The 14,667-nt window shown below is 67.5% G+C and carries 16 protein-coding genes; 5 read left to right on the forward strand and 11 right to left on the reverse strand.

Features of this window, described 5'->3' with window-relative positions; translation table 11 throughout:
- Positions 1-9 precede the first annotated feature (9 nt).
- Positions 10-858: an alpha/beta fold hydrolase gene (locus J2851_RS32790; protein WP_209772390.1), complete on the forward strand. Its 849-nt coding sequence runs from the start codon at positions 10-12 to the stop codon at positions 856-858.
- A gap of 243 nt (positions 859-1,101) precedes the next feature.
- Here the strand turns inward: J2851_RS32790 and J2851_RS32795 are convergent, their stop codons facing one another.
- The 8 genes from J2851_RS32795 to J2851_RS32830 all read right to left on the reverse strand — a co-directional run bounded on the left by J2851_RS32795 (position 1,102) and on the right by J2851_RS32830 (position 7,942).
- The gene (locus J2851_RS32795) at positions 1,102-1,596 is read right to left on the reverse strand and encodes a hypothetical protein (protein ID WP_209772462.1); all 495 of its coding nucleotides are present in this window, start codon (positions 1,594-1,596) and stop codon (positions 1,102-1,104) included.
- A 187-nt stretch (positions 1,597-1,783) separates the two neighbouring features.
- Positions 1,784-2,437, reverse strand: a complete 654-nt coding sequence (locus J2851_RS32800) for an RraA family protein (protein WP_209772392.1) — start codon at positions 2,435-2,437, stop codon at positions 1,784-1,786.
- A gap of 68 nt (positions 2,438-2,505) precedes the next feature.
- The gene (locus J2851_RS32805) at positions 2,506-3,531 is read right to left on the reverse strand and encodes a C-terminal binding protein (RefSeq protein WP_209772393.1); all 1,026 of its coding nucleotides are present in this window, start codon (positions 3,529-3,531) and stop codon (positions 2,506-2,508) included.
- A gap of 52 nt (positions 3,532-3,583) precedes the next feature.
- Entirely contained in the window at positions 3,584-4,339 is a 756-nt protein-coding gene (locus J2851_RS32810) for an amino acid ABC transporter ATP-binding protein (protein WP_209772394.1), read from the reverse strand.
- The gene (locus J2851_RS32815) at positions 4,336-5,136 is read right to left on the reverse strand and encodes an amino acid ABC transporter permease (RefSeq protein WP_209772396.1); all 801 of its coding nucleotides are present in this window, start codon (positions 5,134-5,136) and stop codon (positions 4,336-4,338) included. Before J2851_RS32815 ends, J2851_RS32810 begins: the two co-directional genes overlap by 4 nt.
- Before the next feature lie 5 nt (positions 5,137-5,141).
- Positions 5,142-5,849 (reverse strand): amino acid ABC transporter permease, encoded by a 708-nt coding sequence (locus tag J2851_RS32820; RefSeq protein ID WP_209772398.1) that lies wholly within the window; start codon positions 5,847-5,849, stop codon positions 5,142-5,144.
- Positions 5,846-7,060 (reverse strand): alpha-hydroxy acid oxidase, encoded by a 1,215-nt coding sequence (locus J2851_RS32825; protein WP_209772400.1) that lies wholly within the window; start codon positions 7,058-7,060, stop codon positions 5,846-5,848. Before J2851_RS32825 ends, J2851_RS32820 begins: the two co-directional genes overlap by 4 nt.
- A gap of 39 nt (positions 7,061-7,099) precedes the next feature.
- Positions 7,100-7,942, reverse strand: coding sequence for a transporter substrate-binding domain-containing protein (locus J2851_RS32830; RefSeq protein ID WP_209772403.1), 843 nt, complete (start codon positions 7,940-7,942; stop codon positions 7,100-7,102).
- Positions 7,943-8,076: 134 nt separating this feature from the next.
- Between J2851_RS32830 and J2851_RS32835 the strand changes: the two genes are divergently transcribed.
- The 4 genes from J2851_RS32835 to J2851_RS32850 all read left to right on the forward strand — a co-directional run bounded on the left by J2851_RS32835 (position 8,077) and on the right by J2851_RS32850 (position 11,705).
- The gene (locus J2851_RS32835; protein ID WP_209772406.1) at positions 8,077-8,982 is read left to right on the forward strand and encodes a LysR substrate-binding domain-containing protein; all 906 of its coding nucleotides are present in this window, start codon (positions 8,077-8,079) and stop codon (positions 8,980-8,982) included.
- Between the two features lie 31 nt (positions 8,983-9,013).
- Positions 9,014-9,943 (forward strand): LysR substrate-binding domain-containing protein, encoded by a 930-nt coding sequence (locus J2851_RS32840; protein WP_209772409.1) that lies wholly within the window; start codon positions 9,014-9,016, stop codon positions 9,941-9,943.
- 93 nt (positions 9,944-10,036) lie between these two features.
- Positions 10,037-11,380, forward strand: a complete 1,344-nt coding sequence (locus J2851_RS32845) for an acyclic terpene utilization AtuA family protein (RefSeq protein WP_209772412.1) — start codon at positions 10,037-10,039, stop codon at positions 11,378-11,380.
- 1 nt (position 11,381) lies between these two features.
- Positions 11,382-11,705, forward strand: coding sequence for a DUF4387 domain-containing protein (locus tag J2851_RS32850; protein WP_209772414.1), 324 nt, complete (start codon positions 11,382-11,384; stop codon positions 11,703-11,705).
- 68 nt (positions 11,706-11,773) lie between these two features.
- Here the strand turns inward: J2851_RS32850 and J2851_RS32855 are convergent, their stop codons facing one another.
- The 3 genes from J2851_RS32855 to J2851_RS32865 all read right to left on the reverse strand — a co-directional run bounded on the left by J2851_RS32855 (position 11,774) and on the right by J2851_RS32865 (position 14,639).
- Complete coding sequence (locus J2851_RS32855) at positions 11,774-12,655, reverse strand: hypothetical protein (RefSeq protein ID WP_209772416.1); 882 nt, start codon at positions 12,653-12,655, stop codon at positions 11,774-11,776.
- The gene (locus J2851_RS32860; RefSeq protein WP_209772418.1) at positions 12,652-13,551 is read right to left on the reverse strand and encodes a CoA transferase subunit A; all 900 of its coding nucleotides are present in this window, start codon (positions 13,549-13,551) and stop codon (positions 12,652-12,654) included. The genes J2851_RS32855 and J2851_RS32860 overlap by 4 nt, the downstream gene beginning before the upstream one ends.
- Before the next feature lie 74 nt (positions 13,552-13,625).
- Positions 13,626-14,639, reverse strand: coding sequence for a substrate-binding domain-containing protein (locus J2851_RS32865; RefSeq protein WP_209772420.1), 1,014 nt, complete (start codon positions 14,637-14,639; stop codon positions 13,626-13,628).
- Between the last annotated feature and the right edge of the window lie 28 nt (positions 14,640-14,667).

The following is a 14,667-nucleotide window of genomic DNA, read 5'->3' on the forward strand; positions in this document are numbered from 1 at the left end:
TGAGGTCGCATGCAGGTTCGCTACTGCACGCTCAACGGCGAGAAGTCCCGCTATTACGAGGCGGGGTCCGGCCCGCCCATCCTGCTGCTGCACGGCGTCGGATCATCGGCCGATTCCTGGATCCGCACCGCCGAAGCGTTGTCCGGGGTGGCGAGGGTTATCGCTCCAGACCTGCCGGGCCACGGCTTCACTCCGGCGCGGCCCTATGAGGGAGCGCCGCAGGGCGCCATGATGGAGCACATCCTGGCGCTGATCGACCATCTGGAACTGCGCCGCTTTTCCGTCGGCGGCAGTTCCTTCGGTGCGATGCTGGCCTTGCTCACCTACTTCGCGCGCAAGGAGTCTGTCGAGCGCATCGTGCTGACGAGCAGCGCGACGGCGACGCTGCCCGACGAGGAACGGCTGGCCGGGCTGAAGCAGGCCTACAACGCCAGCATCGCCGCCTATCGCGCGCCGAGCCTGGAAAGCGTCATCGGCCGGTCGCGCAATCTGTTCTTCGACCCGGACAAGGTTTCGCGCGAACTGGCGCTGCTTCAGCTCAACATCTTCGCCCAGCCCGGCATGGAGGCGAACTTCGAAAAGCTGCTGCGCGGGCTTATGGACATGGAGGCCGTGCGCCCCTACCGGGTCGATCACCGGTTCGGCGAGATCGCCGTGCCGCTGCTGATGATCTGGGGCCTGCAAGACCGGCAGGTCAACGTCCACCGCGCTATCGAAGCGGCAAGGCAGGCGGCCGAAGCCTATTTCGTCGGGATGGAGAACTGCGGCCACGTTCCGCATCTCGAACATCCGGAGCGGGTCCATGAGTTGATGGCCGCGTTCCTGTCCGGCGAAAGTCTGGCGCAATATCGCGTGTAGCCGGCGAGACGAAGGACCCGAGGGGCGGTGCGGCCGTTCGTTGATCGGCCACGGATCGCCTCCGGGCACCGTTCTTTTAGAGGCTGTTCGTGGAAATCAGGCGCTGACAGCATGGGCAGCCAGCCGGTTCGCCCGCCCTCGCGCGCGACAATCAATTCCAACCCGATTGACGCTCCGCGACAGGACGCTTGAAACCCTTCCGCTTCAGCGTCAATCATGTCCGTACCGCGACGCCGGACCTTCTCATCCAGATTGTCGCGCCATAGCAGTAGTAGCCCCGATATTCCTGGCCCCAGCGGTCGCGAAAAGGATCGTGGTAAAAGTTGCGCCGGATCCCGCGGTGGATCGGAGCGCGTGCCACCGCTGACCTTGCGTCGTGTGACGGGGGAGCGGATGTCGATTTCCGAGCCGTTGGTGTGCAGGGGGATGTCGCGCTGTCCGGTAGGTCTTCAGGTCGGCGTAGAACCACCAGATCAAGGCGCGGATACGCTGCTGGGCGGCGTACTGGGCCGGGGTGAAGGTATCGAGCTTGTGCACCAGACGTTCGGCGTGCACCCAGCACAACGCGTGCCGGCCGACATCGAACTGCCCGGCGTCGTCGCTGACGATCACCGTGTGGGGCAGCAGGCCGTGCTCCTGGATGCTGCCCCACACCGCCGCCTCGGTGGCCAGCCGCTTGGCACGTCGCCGTTCCGGCGCACAGGCGACAGGAAGAACCGTCCGTTCGAAGAACGACATCGCCGCTGCGCCGAGTCCCACGACCCGTCGGAATGGAAGTAGACGTCGCCCAGGCGCACGGTGGAGGACCCGCCAGAATGCAGGAACAGATCGCCGTCCCGTAAACGTGGCCCGCCACCTTGATGAGGCTGTATTCAAATCACGATACCGGCACGAAGTCTGACGGAACCCTACAAACATATTCTGGTCACTTGACGCTCGGAAACTCGAAGATCGTCGGGATTGGAACGCCGCGCCGGATGTCCCGGACCCAGCCTTCCTCCTTGAGCAGATGGGCCTGCGCCGCGGCCAGCACCGCATCGGCCTGTTCCAAAGGGACAACGACCACCCCGTCGTCGTTGCCGAGCACAATGTCGCCCGACCGCACCGGAACCCCAGCAACCGAAACCAAGCCATCCACCGTGCCGCCGAAGCCGTGGTGAGGGCCGCGCGGCACCACCGACCGGCAGAACATGGCAAACCCCGCCTTGCGCATGTCGGCGACGTCGCGGACGGCGCCGTCGATCACGGCACCGCCCAGACGGCGGTGAACGGCCTCTTCCGTCATCACACCGCCCCACACCGCGGTGTCTTCGACCCCGCCGGCATCGACCATTACGATCTCGCCGGGGCGGGCGGCGCTGATGAGGGCACAGATCGGCCCGCAATCGCCGACCATGGTCGTCACCGTGCGGGCTTGGCCGCACAGGCTTTGGCCTTCGCGGATCGGCTTGATCGCGGCGCTCATCACCTGGGTGCGGTTCATGCAGTCCGACGCGACCGCCGGCGGGATCGCCCGCCACGCGTCGAGTTCCTCGTCGCTGAGCACCCGGAACGGGGTGTCCTGTTGAAGGAGGGCCATGGCGTGTTCCTGATTCCTGTGTTGCGGGGCCGGCGTTTCAGCGAGTCTTGGGTTCAGAGAGCCCCGGTTCAGAGCGCGTGGGCGTCCCAGCCGGGGTTGACGTTGTTCCGCAGCCGCCCCTCGAAGAGGTAGTCGAGCAGGATTTCCGCGGAGAAGGTCCGCATGTCGAGATAGCCGGCCTCGGAATAGAAGGCCGCGTGCGGCGTCACGACGAACCGCCCGGCGAGCCACGGCTCGTCCCGCTGCCACGCGGCGAGCAACGGTGGCGCCGGCACCGGCGGTTCCTTGGGCAGCACGTCAAGGCCGGCGGCAGCAAGATGGCCGCTCTTCAAGGCGTCATGGACCGCGTCCACGTCGACCAGTCCGCCGCGGGCGATGTTGAGCAGGATGCCGCCGGGCTTCATCCGCGCCAGCTCGTCCCGGCCGATCATGTTGCGGGTCTCCGCCGACAGGGGCACATGCAGGCTGACGACGTCGGAGCGGGACAGCAGGTCGGACAGCGTCCTCACCCGCTCGATCCCCAGACCCAGGTCGTGCCCCTCCGGCAGGTAAGGGTCGACGTAGATCACCTTCATGTCGAAGGCCGCGGCGCGGCGCATGATCGCGGTGCCGATGCGCCCCATGCCGATCGCCCCGAAAGTGGCGCCGCGGATCCGGCGGACGACGGGCACGTCCTCCGCCCGGAAGCCGGCCGCAAGGTCGGCCTTAAGCCGCGCCTGGTAGGTGCCGATGCCGCGCACGAGGTGCAGGAGCATCGCCAGGGCATGGTCGGCCACCTCCGTGGTGCCGTAGTTCGGCACGTTGGACAGCGGAATGCCGCGCGCGCGGCAGGCCGCGCCGTCGACGTTGTCGAAGCCGACGCCGACGCGGACGATCAGGCGGCAGTGATCGAGCTTGGCGACGACCTCCGGCGTGATCCGCATGCGGTGCCAGACCAGGATGGCGTCGCACGACCGCCAGGCGTCGTCGGGAATGGCCGCCGGGTCGGTTTCATCGAAGACCATGTAGTCGATCCGGTCGCCGGTGACGCCGCGCTCGACGTCGAGGTCGCGCAGATGGGCGTCGGGGACCAGAACCTTGAGGGGCTTCGTCATCGTGTTCCTTGGGAGTTTGCCTGTCTTCAGGTCGGCACTCGGGATTGGCCGGTCACAGGACCTTGTCGAGGAAGGCCTTCAGGCGCGGGTCGTTCGGGCTCTTGAAGAGCCGGGCGGGCGGGCCGTGCTCCACGATCACGCCTTTGTCGGTGAAGAAGATTTCGTCCGCGACCTCCTGGGCGAAACGCATCTCGTGCGTGACCAGCACGCAGGTCATGCCTTCGCGGGCCAGCTCGCGGATCACGTTCAGGACCTCGCTGACCATCTCCGGGTCCAGGGCGGCGGTCACCTCGTCGAACAGGATGACGCGCGGCTGCATGGCCAGCGCGCGGGCGATGGCGACGCGCTGCTGCTGCCCGCCGGACAGCTCGCCCGGATAGGCGTTCTCCTTCCCGGTCAGCCGCACCTTGGCGAGCAGGGCCAACGCCCGCTCGCGAACCACCGCCGGCTTCTCGCCCAGCACCTGGACGGGCGCCATGGTCAGGTTCTGCAGCACCGTGCGGTGCGGAAAGAGATTGTACTGCTGGAACACCATGGCGACCTCATGCCGGAGCGGCACAAGGTGCTTATCCTTGGTCAGCGTCTCCACCGCGAAGGAGCCGACCCGGACGGTGCCGCGGTCGATGGTGATCAGGCCGTTGATGCAGCGCAGGATCGTCGATTTGCCCGAGCCGGACGGTCCGATGATGCACACGACGCCACCGTCGCGGACGGACATCGACACGCCCTTGAGCACCTCGATGGAGCCGAAGGACTTGTGGACGTCCCGCAATTCGATGAGCGGGGCGGATGGTTGGACTTGGGTCATTTGCGCACTCGCACCCGTTGCTCCAGCCAACGCGTCAGGATGGCGATGGGAAAGCAGAAGAGAAAGAAGAGGTAGAGGATGTAGAGGTACACCGCGGTCGCCACGTGGTCGCCGTCGCTGGCGATGACCGTGCGGGCGACCGACAGCACGTCGTGCGTCCCCGTGACCACGACCAGGCTGGAGCCGATGAACAGCATCGCGTAGGTCGTCATCAGGTTCGGTGTCATGATCGGGATCGCCTGGGGAACCACCACGCGCCGCAGGATCTGGAGCCGGCGGTAGCCGAGCGCGCGCGCCGACTCCCACTGGCCGGTGGGCACGGACTCCACGCCGCCGCGGAACACCTCCGCGATGTTGGCCGTGACCGGCAGCGCCAAGCCGATGGTCGCCTTGATCATCGGGGAGATCTCGATGAACCGGCCGAAGATCCGCACCTCGAAGGGCAGCAGGTAGAGCATTGCGTAGAGCACGACCAGCCAGGGCGAGTTCCGCAGCAGGTTCATGACCAGGACTGACGGGCCGCGGATCACCGCCGACTGCGAGATCATCCCGACGCCAAGCGCCGTGCCGGCGACCGCGGCCAGCGCCATCGCCCACAGGCTGATGACGATGTTGGCGGCGAAGCCACCCTCAAACGCCGAGAAATCGGCCGAACCGCTGAGCAGCAGCGGCGTCCGCCCCGCCACGTCACGCAGGATGGCGCCGCTGTCCGCGCCATAGACCGCGACGAACAGCGCCACGAGGACCAGCGTGACGCCCAGCACGCCGACCAGGAAGATTTTGACGTGTGCGTTCATGGCCGTCACGACCCGTAGCCGGGGATGCGGACGGCGGCGGCGATCCGGCGGACGATCAGCACGGCCACGCCGGTGATCACCAGGTAGACCACCCAGATCAGCAGCATGACCTCAAGGTTGCGGAACGTCTCCAGCATGATTTGCGTGGCTCCGTACATCACGTCCGCCACGGCGACGAGCACCGCCTGGGACGATGTCTTGATCAGGCTGACGATGTTGCTCGCCATCGGCGGGATGCACAGCCGGAGGCCGATCGGCAGCTCGACGTGGCGGAAGGTTTGCAACCGGGTGTAGCCGAGCGCGCGGGCGCCCTCCACGGTCTGCGACGGCACGGCGAGCAGGCCCGAGCGGATGATCTCGACCGCGATCGCGCCGTTGTAGAGGCCGAGCGAGAGCACCACGCAGGTGAAGCCGGTGAACAGCGGGATGCTCCGTCCCGTCGCCGGATCGGTGAGCGTCAGCCCGATGTCCGACAGCATGAAGTACAGGAAGAACAGCTGGACCAGCGGCGGCGTGTTGCGGAACAGTTCCACGAAGATGGTCGTCGGCGTTTGCAGGTAGCGCACGTTGAGATGAAGGAAGGCGGCGCCGATGATGCCGATGACGAACATCAGCACGATGCCGAGCAGGCTGAGAAGGACCGTGGTGCTGATTCCGTTCAGCAGCCAGCGCTGGTAGAGCGGGTCGAGCAGCCAGGCGTAATCGAGGGTCATGCGTCAGCCTCGACCGTCGTGCCTCGACCGTCGTGAAGGAGGGCGACCTTGTCGAACTCGTCCAGGCGGGTGATGCCCAGAAGCGCCATGGTCCGGCCGATGTCGTCCTTCATCAGCGACAGGGCGTGATCCAGCGCCACCTTCTCGCCCGCCGCCGCGGCGAGGAGGAGCGGCCGGCCGACGAAGACGAAGCGGGCGCCGAGCTTGATCGCCTTCAGCACGTCGCTGCCGCGGCGCACCCCGCCGTCGTACATCACAGTCAGGCCGTCCACCTGGTCGGCGATCCGCTCCAGCAGGTCGAGCGCGCCGGCCGCGCAGTCGATCTGCCGGCCGCCATGGTTGGACACGATGATGCCGTCCACGCCCGCCTTCTCCGCCATCCGGGCGTCGGCGGCCGACATCACGCCCTTGAGGACCAGCCGCCCGGTCCAGCGCTTGCGGATCCGCTCGATGTGCGTCCAGGACAGGCCGGCCCGCCGGCCGATGTCGCGGACGAGCGTCCGGGAGAAGACCGGCGGTCCCCGCTCCGCGTCCATGTTCTCGAAATGCGGTGCGTTGCCCGACAGAAAGCTGCGCAGCAGCACCCGCCACAGCCACCCCGGCCGGGTCGCCCCCTGCCACGCCAGATCGAGGCTCGGCTGGACCGGGGAGCGGAAGCCGTGGCGCGCGGCCAGCTCGTGCTGCCCGTGCACCGCCGTGTCGACGGTCACCACCAGCGTGTCGAACCCGGCCCGCTCCACCCGCTCGACCATCGGGCGGATGCGGTCCTCGTCGCCGGGGATGTAGGCCTGGAACCAGCTGGTCGGGCCGGCCTGCCGCACCTCCTCCAGCCGGGTCAGCGACGCGCCGCTGAGGATGAAGGGAAGCCCGGCCTGCGCCGCCGAGCGGGCGAACAGGACGTCGCAGTCCGGCGCCACCAGCCGGCTGAACCCCATCGGCGCGATGCCGAACGGGCTTGCGTAGTCGACCCCGAACAGCCGGGTGGTCGTGTCGACGCCCGACACGTCGACCAGCACGTTCGGGACGAAGGCCCGCTCGGCAAAGGCCCGGAGGTTGCGGCGGTGGGTCGCCCCATCCTCGGAATAGCCGGACACGTATTTGAAGATCGCCCGCGGCAGCGTCCGTTCGGCCATCGGTTCGAAGTCGTTCAGGCACAGCGCCTGTTCCATCACCCGCGGCAGGCGCCGCGGGGTGACCTCACGTTCGTGCATGATGAAGGTCCGATCAGGCGAAGGTTGGCGACGGCGGCATCACTTGGCGGCCACCTTCACCTTGGCCTCCTCGGCCCGCTTCGTCACGTAGTCGCTGACGCCGAGGTTGTACTTCACCTCGCCGCCCGTCATCAGGCCGGCGGCCTCGGCGCGGATGATGGCCTTGTTCACGGCGGCCAGGAAGGCCGGCTCGTTCTTGCGGACGCCGCCGCCGATGGGGACGTATTCGAAGGCGCCGAGCGCCACCTTGTACTTGTCCTTCCACCCCTCCTCGTTCACCTTCATGTTGACGTTCGGACCGTCGTAGGCGACGGCGTCGCACCGGTTGTCCTGGAACGCCTTGTAAATCTCGGCGGTCCCGGTGAAGAGGACGAGCTGGGCGCCGTATTTCTCGATCAGCATCCGGTTGTACAGGTTGCCCTGGCTTCCGCAGATCTTGCGGCCGCGGATGTCGTCCCACGACGTGTAGGTCGCGTCCTTCGGCGCCATCAGGACCATGCCGGCCATCGAGTAATAGGCTTCGGTGTAGTCGAGGACCTTCTCGCGCTCCGCCGTCTTGCCCAGCGTCGCGAAGATCACGTCGATGCGCCCGGCGTTCAGCAGCTCGATGCGGTTCGACGCGACGACCGGCACCATTTCGATGGCCGTCTCGGACCCGAGGAGATCCTTGGCCACGGACCGGGCCAGATCGACCTCGAAGCCGGTGAGCTGGCCCGCGGAGTCCAAATAGCCGAAGGGTACGTAATCGTTGCGGATGCCCACGATCAGCTTGCCGCGTTCCTTGACGCGATCGAGCTGGTCGGCCTGCGCCTGCGCGCAGAAGGCGACGCCCGCCGCCAGGAGAGAAAGGAAGGCGAAAGGCTTGGCAAATCGCTGCTTCATGAAAAACCCCCTGTCGTGTGAGCGCGCGTCTTTTCATGGTTTATGGCGCTCTGGCGGTCATGATCGCGTTGAATCTCATAATTTCATAATAGATAATTCGCCTCTCACAATAAGCGGAGCTTATGGACCGCCCGATGAACGTGCGTCAGATCGAGGCCTTCCAGGCAGTGATGGCGACCGGAAGCGTGACGCGCGCCGGCGAGCGGCTGAGCATCTCGCAGCCCGCCGTCAGCCAGCTGATCGCCCAGCTGGAACGCAGCTGCGGTTTCCCGCTGTTCCACCGGCAGGGCGGCAAGATCACCCCGACCCGCGAGGCGGAGGCGCTCTACAACGAGGTCCAGCGCATGTTCATCGGCGTGGGCCAGATCGCGCGTGTGGCGACGGCCCTGCGGGAGCAGAACTGGGGATCGGTCAGCCTCGCCGCCTTTCCGGCGATCACCCGCCGCGTCCTGCCCGACATCGTCTGGAGCTTCTGCAAGGCGCACCCCGACACGCGCTTCCGCCTGGAAAGCATGCGCTCGCGCAGCCTGATCGACGCGGTGGCCGCGCAGCACGTCGATTTCGGCCTGAGCATCCTGCCGGGCGACCGGCCGGAGGTGGTCAGCGCCCTGCTGCACCGGCTGCGCGGCGTGTGCATCCTGCCCGCCGGCCATCACCTGGCCGACCAGCCGACCATCTATGCCCGCGATCTCGCCGACGAGGATTTCGTGTCGCTCGGCCCGCAGGACCATTCGCGCTACATGATCGACCGGGTGTTCGACGAGCTGAAGGTGTCCCGGCGCAGCCGGATCGAAGCGGGACAGTCGGAGACCGCCTTTTCCTTCGTCGCGGCGCGGGCCGGCGTCGCCGTGGTCGATCCGATCAGCGCCTTCAACAACGAGGACCCGCGGATCGTCGTCCGCCGCTTCGAACCCGCCGTTCAGTTCGACATCTGGCTGATCCGGCCGAAGGCGGCGCGCACCTTCAACCTCGTCGACAACTTCGTCGCCTACACGCTGGAGCGGCTCGACCGGTTCGCCGCGTCGCTGAACGGCGGCTGACGGGCGGTGCGCGCCGCGGTAGCCTGGGGTCATGAACATACGGCAGCTTGAGGCCTTCAAGGCCATCGTCGAACTGGGCAGCTTCACCAAGGCGGCCGAACGGCTGCACCTGTCGCAACCCGCGGTCAGCAAGCTGGTCCAGCTTCTGGAGCGCGCCTGCGGCTTTCCCCTGTTCCACCGGCAGAAGAACGGCGTCGTCCCGACAGCGGAAGGCACCATGCTCTACGCCGAGGTCGAACGGGTGTTCCTCAGTGTCGATTCCGTGGCGGCGCGGGCGCGGGCGATCCGCCAGTTCGAACACGGGGAGATCGAGGTGGTGGCCTTCCCGTCGCTCGCCACCCGCCTCCTCCCGCCGATCCTGGCGGCGTTCCTCAAGGCACGGCCGGGCCTGCGGGTCACTCTGTCCAGCCGCAATTCCTGGCTCCTCGTGGAGCGCGTGGCGACCCAAGGCGTCGACATCGGGTTCGGCATGGTCGCCACGGACCGGCCGGGTGTCCAATTCGAGCGGCTCTGCACCATGGACGCGGTCTGCGTCCTGCCGCCCGGCCATCCCTTGGCCGACCGCCCGTTGATCGATGCCCGCGACCTGGATGGCGAGCGCTTCGTCGCGATGGCCGAAGAGGACCGCGCCCAGCTGAAGGTCGATCAGGCGTTCGCCGCCTGCGGTGCCACGCGCGACATCGTGCTGAAGGCGCAGCTGACCGAGGCCTGCTGCTCCTTCGTCGCAGCCGGCATGGGCGTCGCCGTGGTGGACCCGTTGAGCGCGATCGATTTCGGCCCGGAGCGGCTGGTGGTGCGCCCCTTCCGGCCGCGGGTGACCTACGACATCTGGGTCGTCACGCCGAGCTTCCGCGAAATCCCGCTGAGCGCGCGGGCCATGATCGCGCATGTCCGGAGCCTCCTGACGGAACGCATCGCCGAACTGGAGCGCGGAATCCAGAGCCTGACCCAGGACCCATAACCGCCGGTTATGGCAGGCGGCCGACAAGCGATTTGACCGGGGCCGCGACCTGCCCGTCAAATTCGCCGGTTCCTGGACCACACGAGAGAAGCAATGGCCGCCATCACAGTGCTCACCCCCACGGGGACGCTCGGATACGGGTTCGGTGACGAGGCTCTGGCCCGCGGCATGGCGCTGGGGCCGGCCGTCATCGCGGTCGATGCCGGATCGACCGACCCGGGACCGTATTATCTCGGCTCCGGCAAGCCGCTGGTGTCGGACGTCAGCATCAAGCGCGAGCTGACCGCGCTCATCCGCGCCGGCCGGCAGGCGGGCATCCCGGTGATCGTCGGCAGCGCCGGCGGCGCCGGATCCGGGGTGCAGGTCGATCGGACGGCCGCGCTGGTCCGCGCCATCGCCCACGAGGAGGGCCTGAGCTTCCGGCTGGCGACCATCCGCTCGGACATCCCGGTCGAGCGCGCCAAGCGGGCCGTCGCCGCCGGCGAGATCGTCGATTTCGAGGCCGGTGTCCCATTGACCGGGGAGATGCTGGACGAGACCGTCGCGCTGGTCGCGCAGATGGGGCACGAACCGATCTGCGCGGCTCTGGAGGGCGGTGCCGACGTCATCATCGCCGGCCGGGCTTGCGACGATTCGGTGATCGCCGCCTTTCCGATCTGGCGCGGCGCCGACCCGGCCCTGGCGATCCACATGGGGAAGATCCTCGAATGCGGCGCCTTCTCGGCCGAACCCTTCGCCATGGACGTGATGCTCGGCACATTGGACGGCGACGGTTTCCTGCTGGAGCCCGGCAGCTTGGCGCGGCGCGCCTCGGTCAAGTCGGTGGCCGCCCATTCGCTGTACGAGCGCGAGAATCCCTTCCGGCAATCAGGGCCAGGACACGAGATCGATCTCTCCGGCTGCCGTTTCGAGCAGGTCGGTGACCGGCAGGTGCGGGTGCGCGGGGCGCGGCTGGTCGAGACGGCCGATTATCGCGTGAAGCTGGAAGGGGCGCGGCTCGCCGGATACCGATCCATCGCGATCGCCGGAATCCGCTGCCCGACCACCATCCGGGCGCTCGACGGCATCCTTGCCGACGTGCGGGAGAAGGCGCTGGCCTATTTCGCTCCCGCCCCGCTCGGCGTGGTCTTCCACGTCTACGGCCGCGACGGCGTGATGAAGGAACTGGAGCCGGAGACGGCGGTGCAGCGCGAGGTCGGGCTGGTGATCGAGGTGACCGCCGGCGACCAGGAACTGGCCCATGCCGCCTGTCACCAGATCAGCGGCGCCATGCTGCACTACCACTATCCGGGCGTGGTCAACACGTCGGGAAACCTCGCCTTCCCCTATTCGCCGTCCGACCTGGACCTCGGCCCCGTCTACGAGTTCAGCGCCTATCACCTGATGAAGGCCGACAGCCCGACGGAGCTGTTCCCCATCGCGTATGAGGATCTCTGAGATGACCGACCGCCTCCTCAAGGACTTGGCCGACATCGTGCGCAGCAAGAACGCCGGCCCCTACCGCATCACCTTCGATATCCTGTTCAAGGACCGTGAACGCTACGAGGCCGTCCGCAGCACCGGGGTCATCCGCCCGGAAACGGTGGCTGCGGCCTACGGCATCGCCGTGTCGGAGGTGTCATCCTTCTTCGAGATCGACATGGCCAACGCCATCAAGATCACCATCCGGCGCCCGCGCGCCCAGGGTTCCAGCGGCGACGGCGACATGTACGGCTGCCAGCATCACGTTCCGCTGATGCTCATCCGCGTGCCGGTGGCCTGAAGGGCACTGCCAATGCAACAGTGCCGCTGCGCGCCGATTTGTGCGTCAAGGTCTCGTCAGAGGGACCGTCAGAGGGACCGTGCCGTCCGGCGCCCCAGCAGGATGCCGTTTGGATCAACGTGGCGGCGCAACAAGTCCAGCTCGTCCTTGGTGGGAGCGGCGGTCAATGGAGCGTTCCTGGCGTCCACGGCAAAGCCGGTGTGCTCGGCAAGGTCCATGCGGTCGCTCGCGCGATGGACGGACTTCACGCGGATGCGCCCGGCCTCCTTGTCGAAGTCGAACACGCATTTCGGGGTCACCACCCATTCCGGCCCGCCGTGGTTCAGGCCGAGGCGCCGACGTCCCTCCAGCCCACCCGGGTAGCCGACGCCGGACACGTAGTCCACCTTCTCCACGAAGTTGCGGCGCGCGTGGTGGGGCATCATCACGTATTCGCGCCCGAACAGGGTCATGTGCTCCGGCTGGAGGATCGGGCCGACGAGGCGGACCTTGGGCTTGGCCGGATCGCCGATGCAGACGCTGTTGATGCTGCCCACCGCATCGACCTGCACGCCGGAGCTGAAGCCGAAGTCGATATCGCCGCGCTTGATCGCCCAGGGGCCCGGGTAGGTCAGCATCTGCGCGTCGCAGGGAAGGTCGCGCAGGACGGAATCGAACTCCGAATCCGGCATGACGGACAGGGAGCCCAAATCCGGGTTGTGCGACCAACCAGCCAGCAGGATGGTCAGGTTCGGCGCGTGCATCGCCTGCGCCAGCGACATGGCGGCGAGTGGAATGGACGTGCCGAACAGCGCCGCCGCCCCGCCGGTGACGAGGCCGGTGAAGCCGACCTCCCCGTCGGCGAAGGAGCGGGCAAGGTTGACCGCGATGGTCTCCGCCAGCGTCGCGCCGTCCGGGCTGCCGTCGAGCGGGGTGTCGTTGACGGCCGTGTTGTTGAGGTTGGCGCTCATAGCGTGTCGAACTCCGTCAGGCTGCCCAGCCGCCCGGCGCCGACCGCGTCGAGATAGGCCTGGTGGTCGGCAGGGCCGTGCACGTAGCGGTCGAGATAGGCGGCGAAGCCGTCCGCGCTGGCCGAGGCGGCCACATAGTCGCGGAAATGCGCGTCGTCGGTGGCGTAGCGGCCGAGCAGGGCGGTCGGGTGAGCGCCCCAAGGCGCCTCCACCACCAGCGTCGTCTTGTAGGAGGGGATCTGCACCTGCGCTGCGTGGCGGCGGATCATGCTCTGCGGCACGATCTTCTCCACCGTCACGATCACCGTGTCGCAGCCACGCGCCATGATGACGTCCAGCCCCTGCGGCAGCAGGTGGCGCTGCGGCAGGATGACGTTGCCCCGCTCGTCGGCGGCGATGGCGTGCAGGACCACCACCTCCGGGTCGGCGGGCGGCACGGCGTGCAGCGTCCGGCCGGTCGCCGGGCAGGTGAAGGGCTTGATGTCCGGGTTGCGGGCCAGCACGTCGGTGCCGCCCAGATAATCGCAGGGCCAGAAGGTGAAGTTTTCCTGGCTGGCGCGGAAGCGGTCGAAGCTCAGCACCTCCGGATAGTCCACGACCTCGACCCGGCCCTCCTCCACCGCGCGGCGGAAGTTGGGGGCGAGGCCGTATTTCTCCAGCCCGACGTAGGAGGTCTCGACCCGCTTCACGCAGCCGGCGCCGACGAGCAGGTCCACCTCGTTGCCGTTCACCGTGCCGACGATGGTCAGGTCGCGGCGGCCGGCGCGGATCAGCGCGCGGACGACCGCCATGGGATGCTGGTAGATGGCGAAGCCGCCGATCGCCAGCCGCGTCCCGTCGGGGATCAGGGCGACGGCGTCGGCGATGCTGCCGACCTTGGAAGTCTTGTTCGTCACGTCGAACCGTCCAATGCGGTGTGTGTCACCCTCTCCCAGCGGGGCTGGGAGAGGGGAGGGCGGCGTTCCGGGCCTCAGAGCGACAGGCGCGACGGCAAAACGCGGCGCTTGCGCTCCGCCGGGTCGTACCACTCCAGGACGTTGTCCTTGGTGATCATCGGCGAATCGAAGGCGATGGTCTTCGGGATCGGCTTCTTCTGGAGGATGCGGATCGCGGCCTCCACGCCCTCCACGCCGAAGGGCAGGTATTCCCACACGGCGTCCAGCGTGCCGTTGTGAATGGCCTCCAGCGCCTCCGGGGTCAGGCCGTCGTAGCCGGTGAAGAACATCTCCTTGTTGCGGCCGAACTCCGTCGCGGCGCGCACCGCGCCCAGCGCCATGTCGTCGTTGTGGCAGTAGACGGCGTCGATCTTGCCGTTGGCCTGGAGCGCGTCCTCCATGCCGCGGATCGCCTGGGTGCGGTCGTAGTTGGCGACGACGTGCGAGACGACCTTGATGCCCGGGGTCTTGTCGATCACCTCGCGCCAGCCGCTGCCGCGCTGCTGGTTGACCAGCGAGCCCGGCTTGCCGTCGATCTGCACGACGTTGCCCTGTCCGTTCAGCTTCTTCACGTAATACTCGCCGGCCTTGCGGGCGGTGCCGACCATGTCGGTGGACAGCAGGACGTTGAAATCGGCCCCGGCCGGCAGCGGCGAGCTGAGCACCACGATGGGAATGCCGGCGCGGTTGATCTCCTGCACCGCCGGGCGGATCGCCTCGGCGTAGTAGGTGGAGATGATGATGACGTCCACGTTGCGGACGATCAGGTCCTCGATGTCGCGGATCTGCTTGGTCGGCTGGTCGTTGGCGTCATAGACGACCGTGTTCATGCCGTACTTCTTGGCGGTGTCCACGACGCCGCGCTGCATCTGCTTGATCCACTCGGTGTTCGAGAAGGACATCGTGAAGCCGATGGTCTTCCCCTCCACCCCGGTCTCGCCCCAGGCGGTGCGTTGGATGAAGGGCAGCCCGGCGGCGGCGAGGCCGCCCGCGGCACCCAGCTTCAGGACATGGCGGCGGCTCGGGGTCCAAAGATCGTTCTTGGCCATGATGCGTTTCCTCAGCAAATGTCTTTTG

It is taken from the genome of Azospirillum rugosum (assembly GCF_017876155.1).
GTDB lineage: Bacteria > Pseudomonadota > Alphaproteobacteria > Azospirillales > Azospirillaceae > Azospirillum > Azospirillum rugosum.

Coding starts and splice junctions, on each gene's coding strand:
- J2851_RS32790 (WP_209772390.1), top strand. CDS start 10: ATGCAGGTTCGCTACTGCACGCTCAACGGCGAGAAGTCCCGCTATTAC.
- J2851_RS32795 (WP_209772462.1), bottom strand. CDS start 1,596: ATGTCGTTCTTCGAACGGACGGTTCTTCCTGTCGCCTGTGCGCCGGAA.
- J2851_RS32800 (WP_209772392.1), bottom strand. CDS start 2,437: ATGGCCCTCCTTCAACAGGACACCCCGTTCCGGGTGCTCAGCGACGAG.
- J2851_RS32805 (WP_209772393.1), bottom strand. CDS start 3,531: ATGACGAAGCCCCTCAAGGTTCTGGTCCCCGACGCCCATCTGCGCGAC.
- J2851_RS32810 (WP_209772394.1), bottom strand. CDS start 4,339: ATGACCCAAGTCCAACCATCCGCCCCGCTCATCGAATTGCGGGACGTC.
- J2851_RS32815 (WP_209772396.1), bottom strand. CDS start 5,136: ATGAACGCACACGTCAAAATCTTCCTGGTCGGCGTGCTGGGCGTCACG.
- J2851_RS32820 (WP_209772398.1), bottom strand. CDS start 5,849: ATGACCCTCGATTACGCCTGGCTGCTCGACCCGCTCTACCAGCGCTGG.
- J2851_RS32825 (WP_209772400.1), bottom strand. CDS start 7,060: ATGCACGAACGTGAGGTCACCCCGCGGCGCCTGCCGCGGGTGATGGAA.
- J2851_RS32830 (WP_209772403.1), bottom strand. CDS start 7,942: ATGAAGCAGCGATTTGCCAAGCCTTTCGCCTTCCTTTCTCTCCTGGCG.
- J2851_RS32835 (WP_209772406.1), top strand. CDS start 8,077: ATGAACGTGCGTCAGATCGAGGCCTTCCAGGCAGTGATGGCGACCGGA.
- J2851_RS32840 (WP_209772409.1), top strand. CDS start 9,014: ATGAACATACGGCAGCTTGAGGCCTTCAAGGCCATCGTCGAACTGGGC.
- J2851_RS32845 (WP_209772412.1), top strand. CDS start 10,037: ATGGCCGCCATCACAGTGCTCACCCCCACGGGGACGCTCGGATACGGG.
- J2851_RS32850 (WP_209772414.1), top strand. CDS start 11,382: ATGACCGACCGCCTCCTCAAGGACTTGGCCGACATCGTGCGCAGCAAG.
- J2851_RS32855 (WP_209772416.1), bottom strand. CDS start 12,655: ATGAGCGCCAACCTCAACAACACGGCCGTCAACGACACCCCGCTCGAC.
- J2851_RS32865 (WP_209772420.1), bottom strand. CDS start 14,639: ATGGCCAAGAACGATCTTTGGACCCCGAGCCGCCGCCATGTCCTGAAG.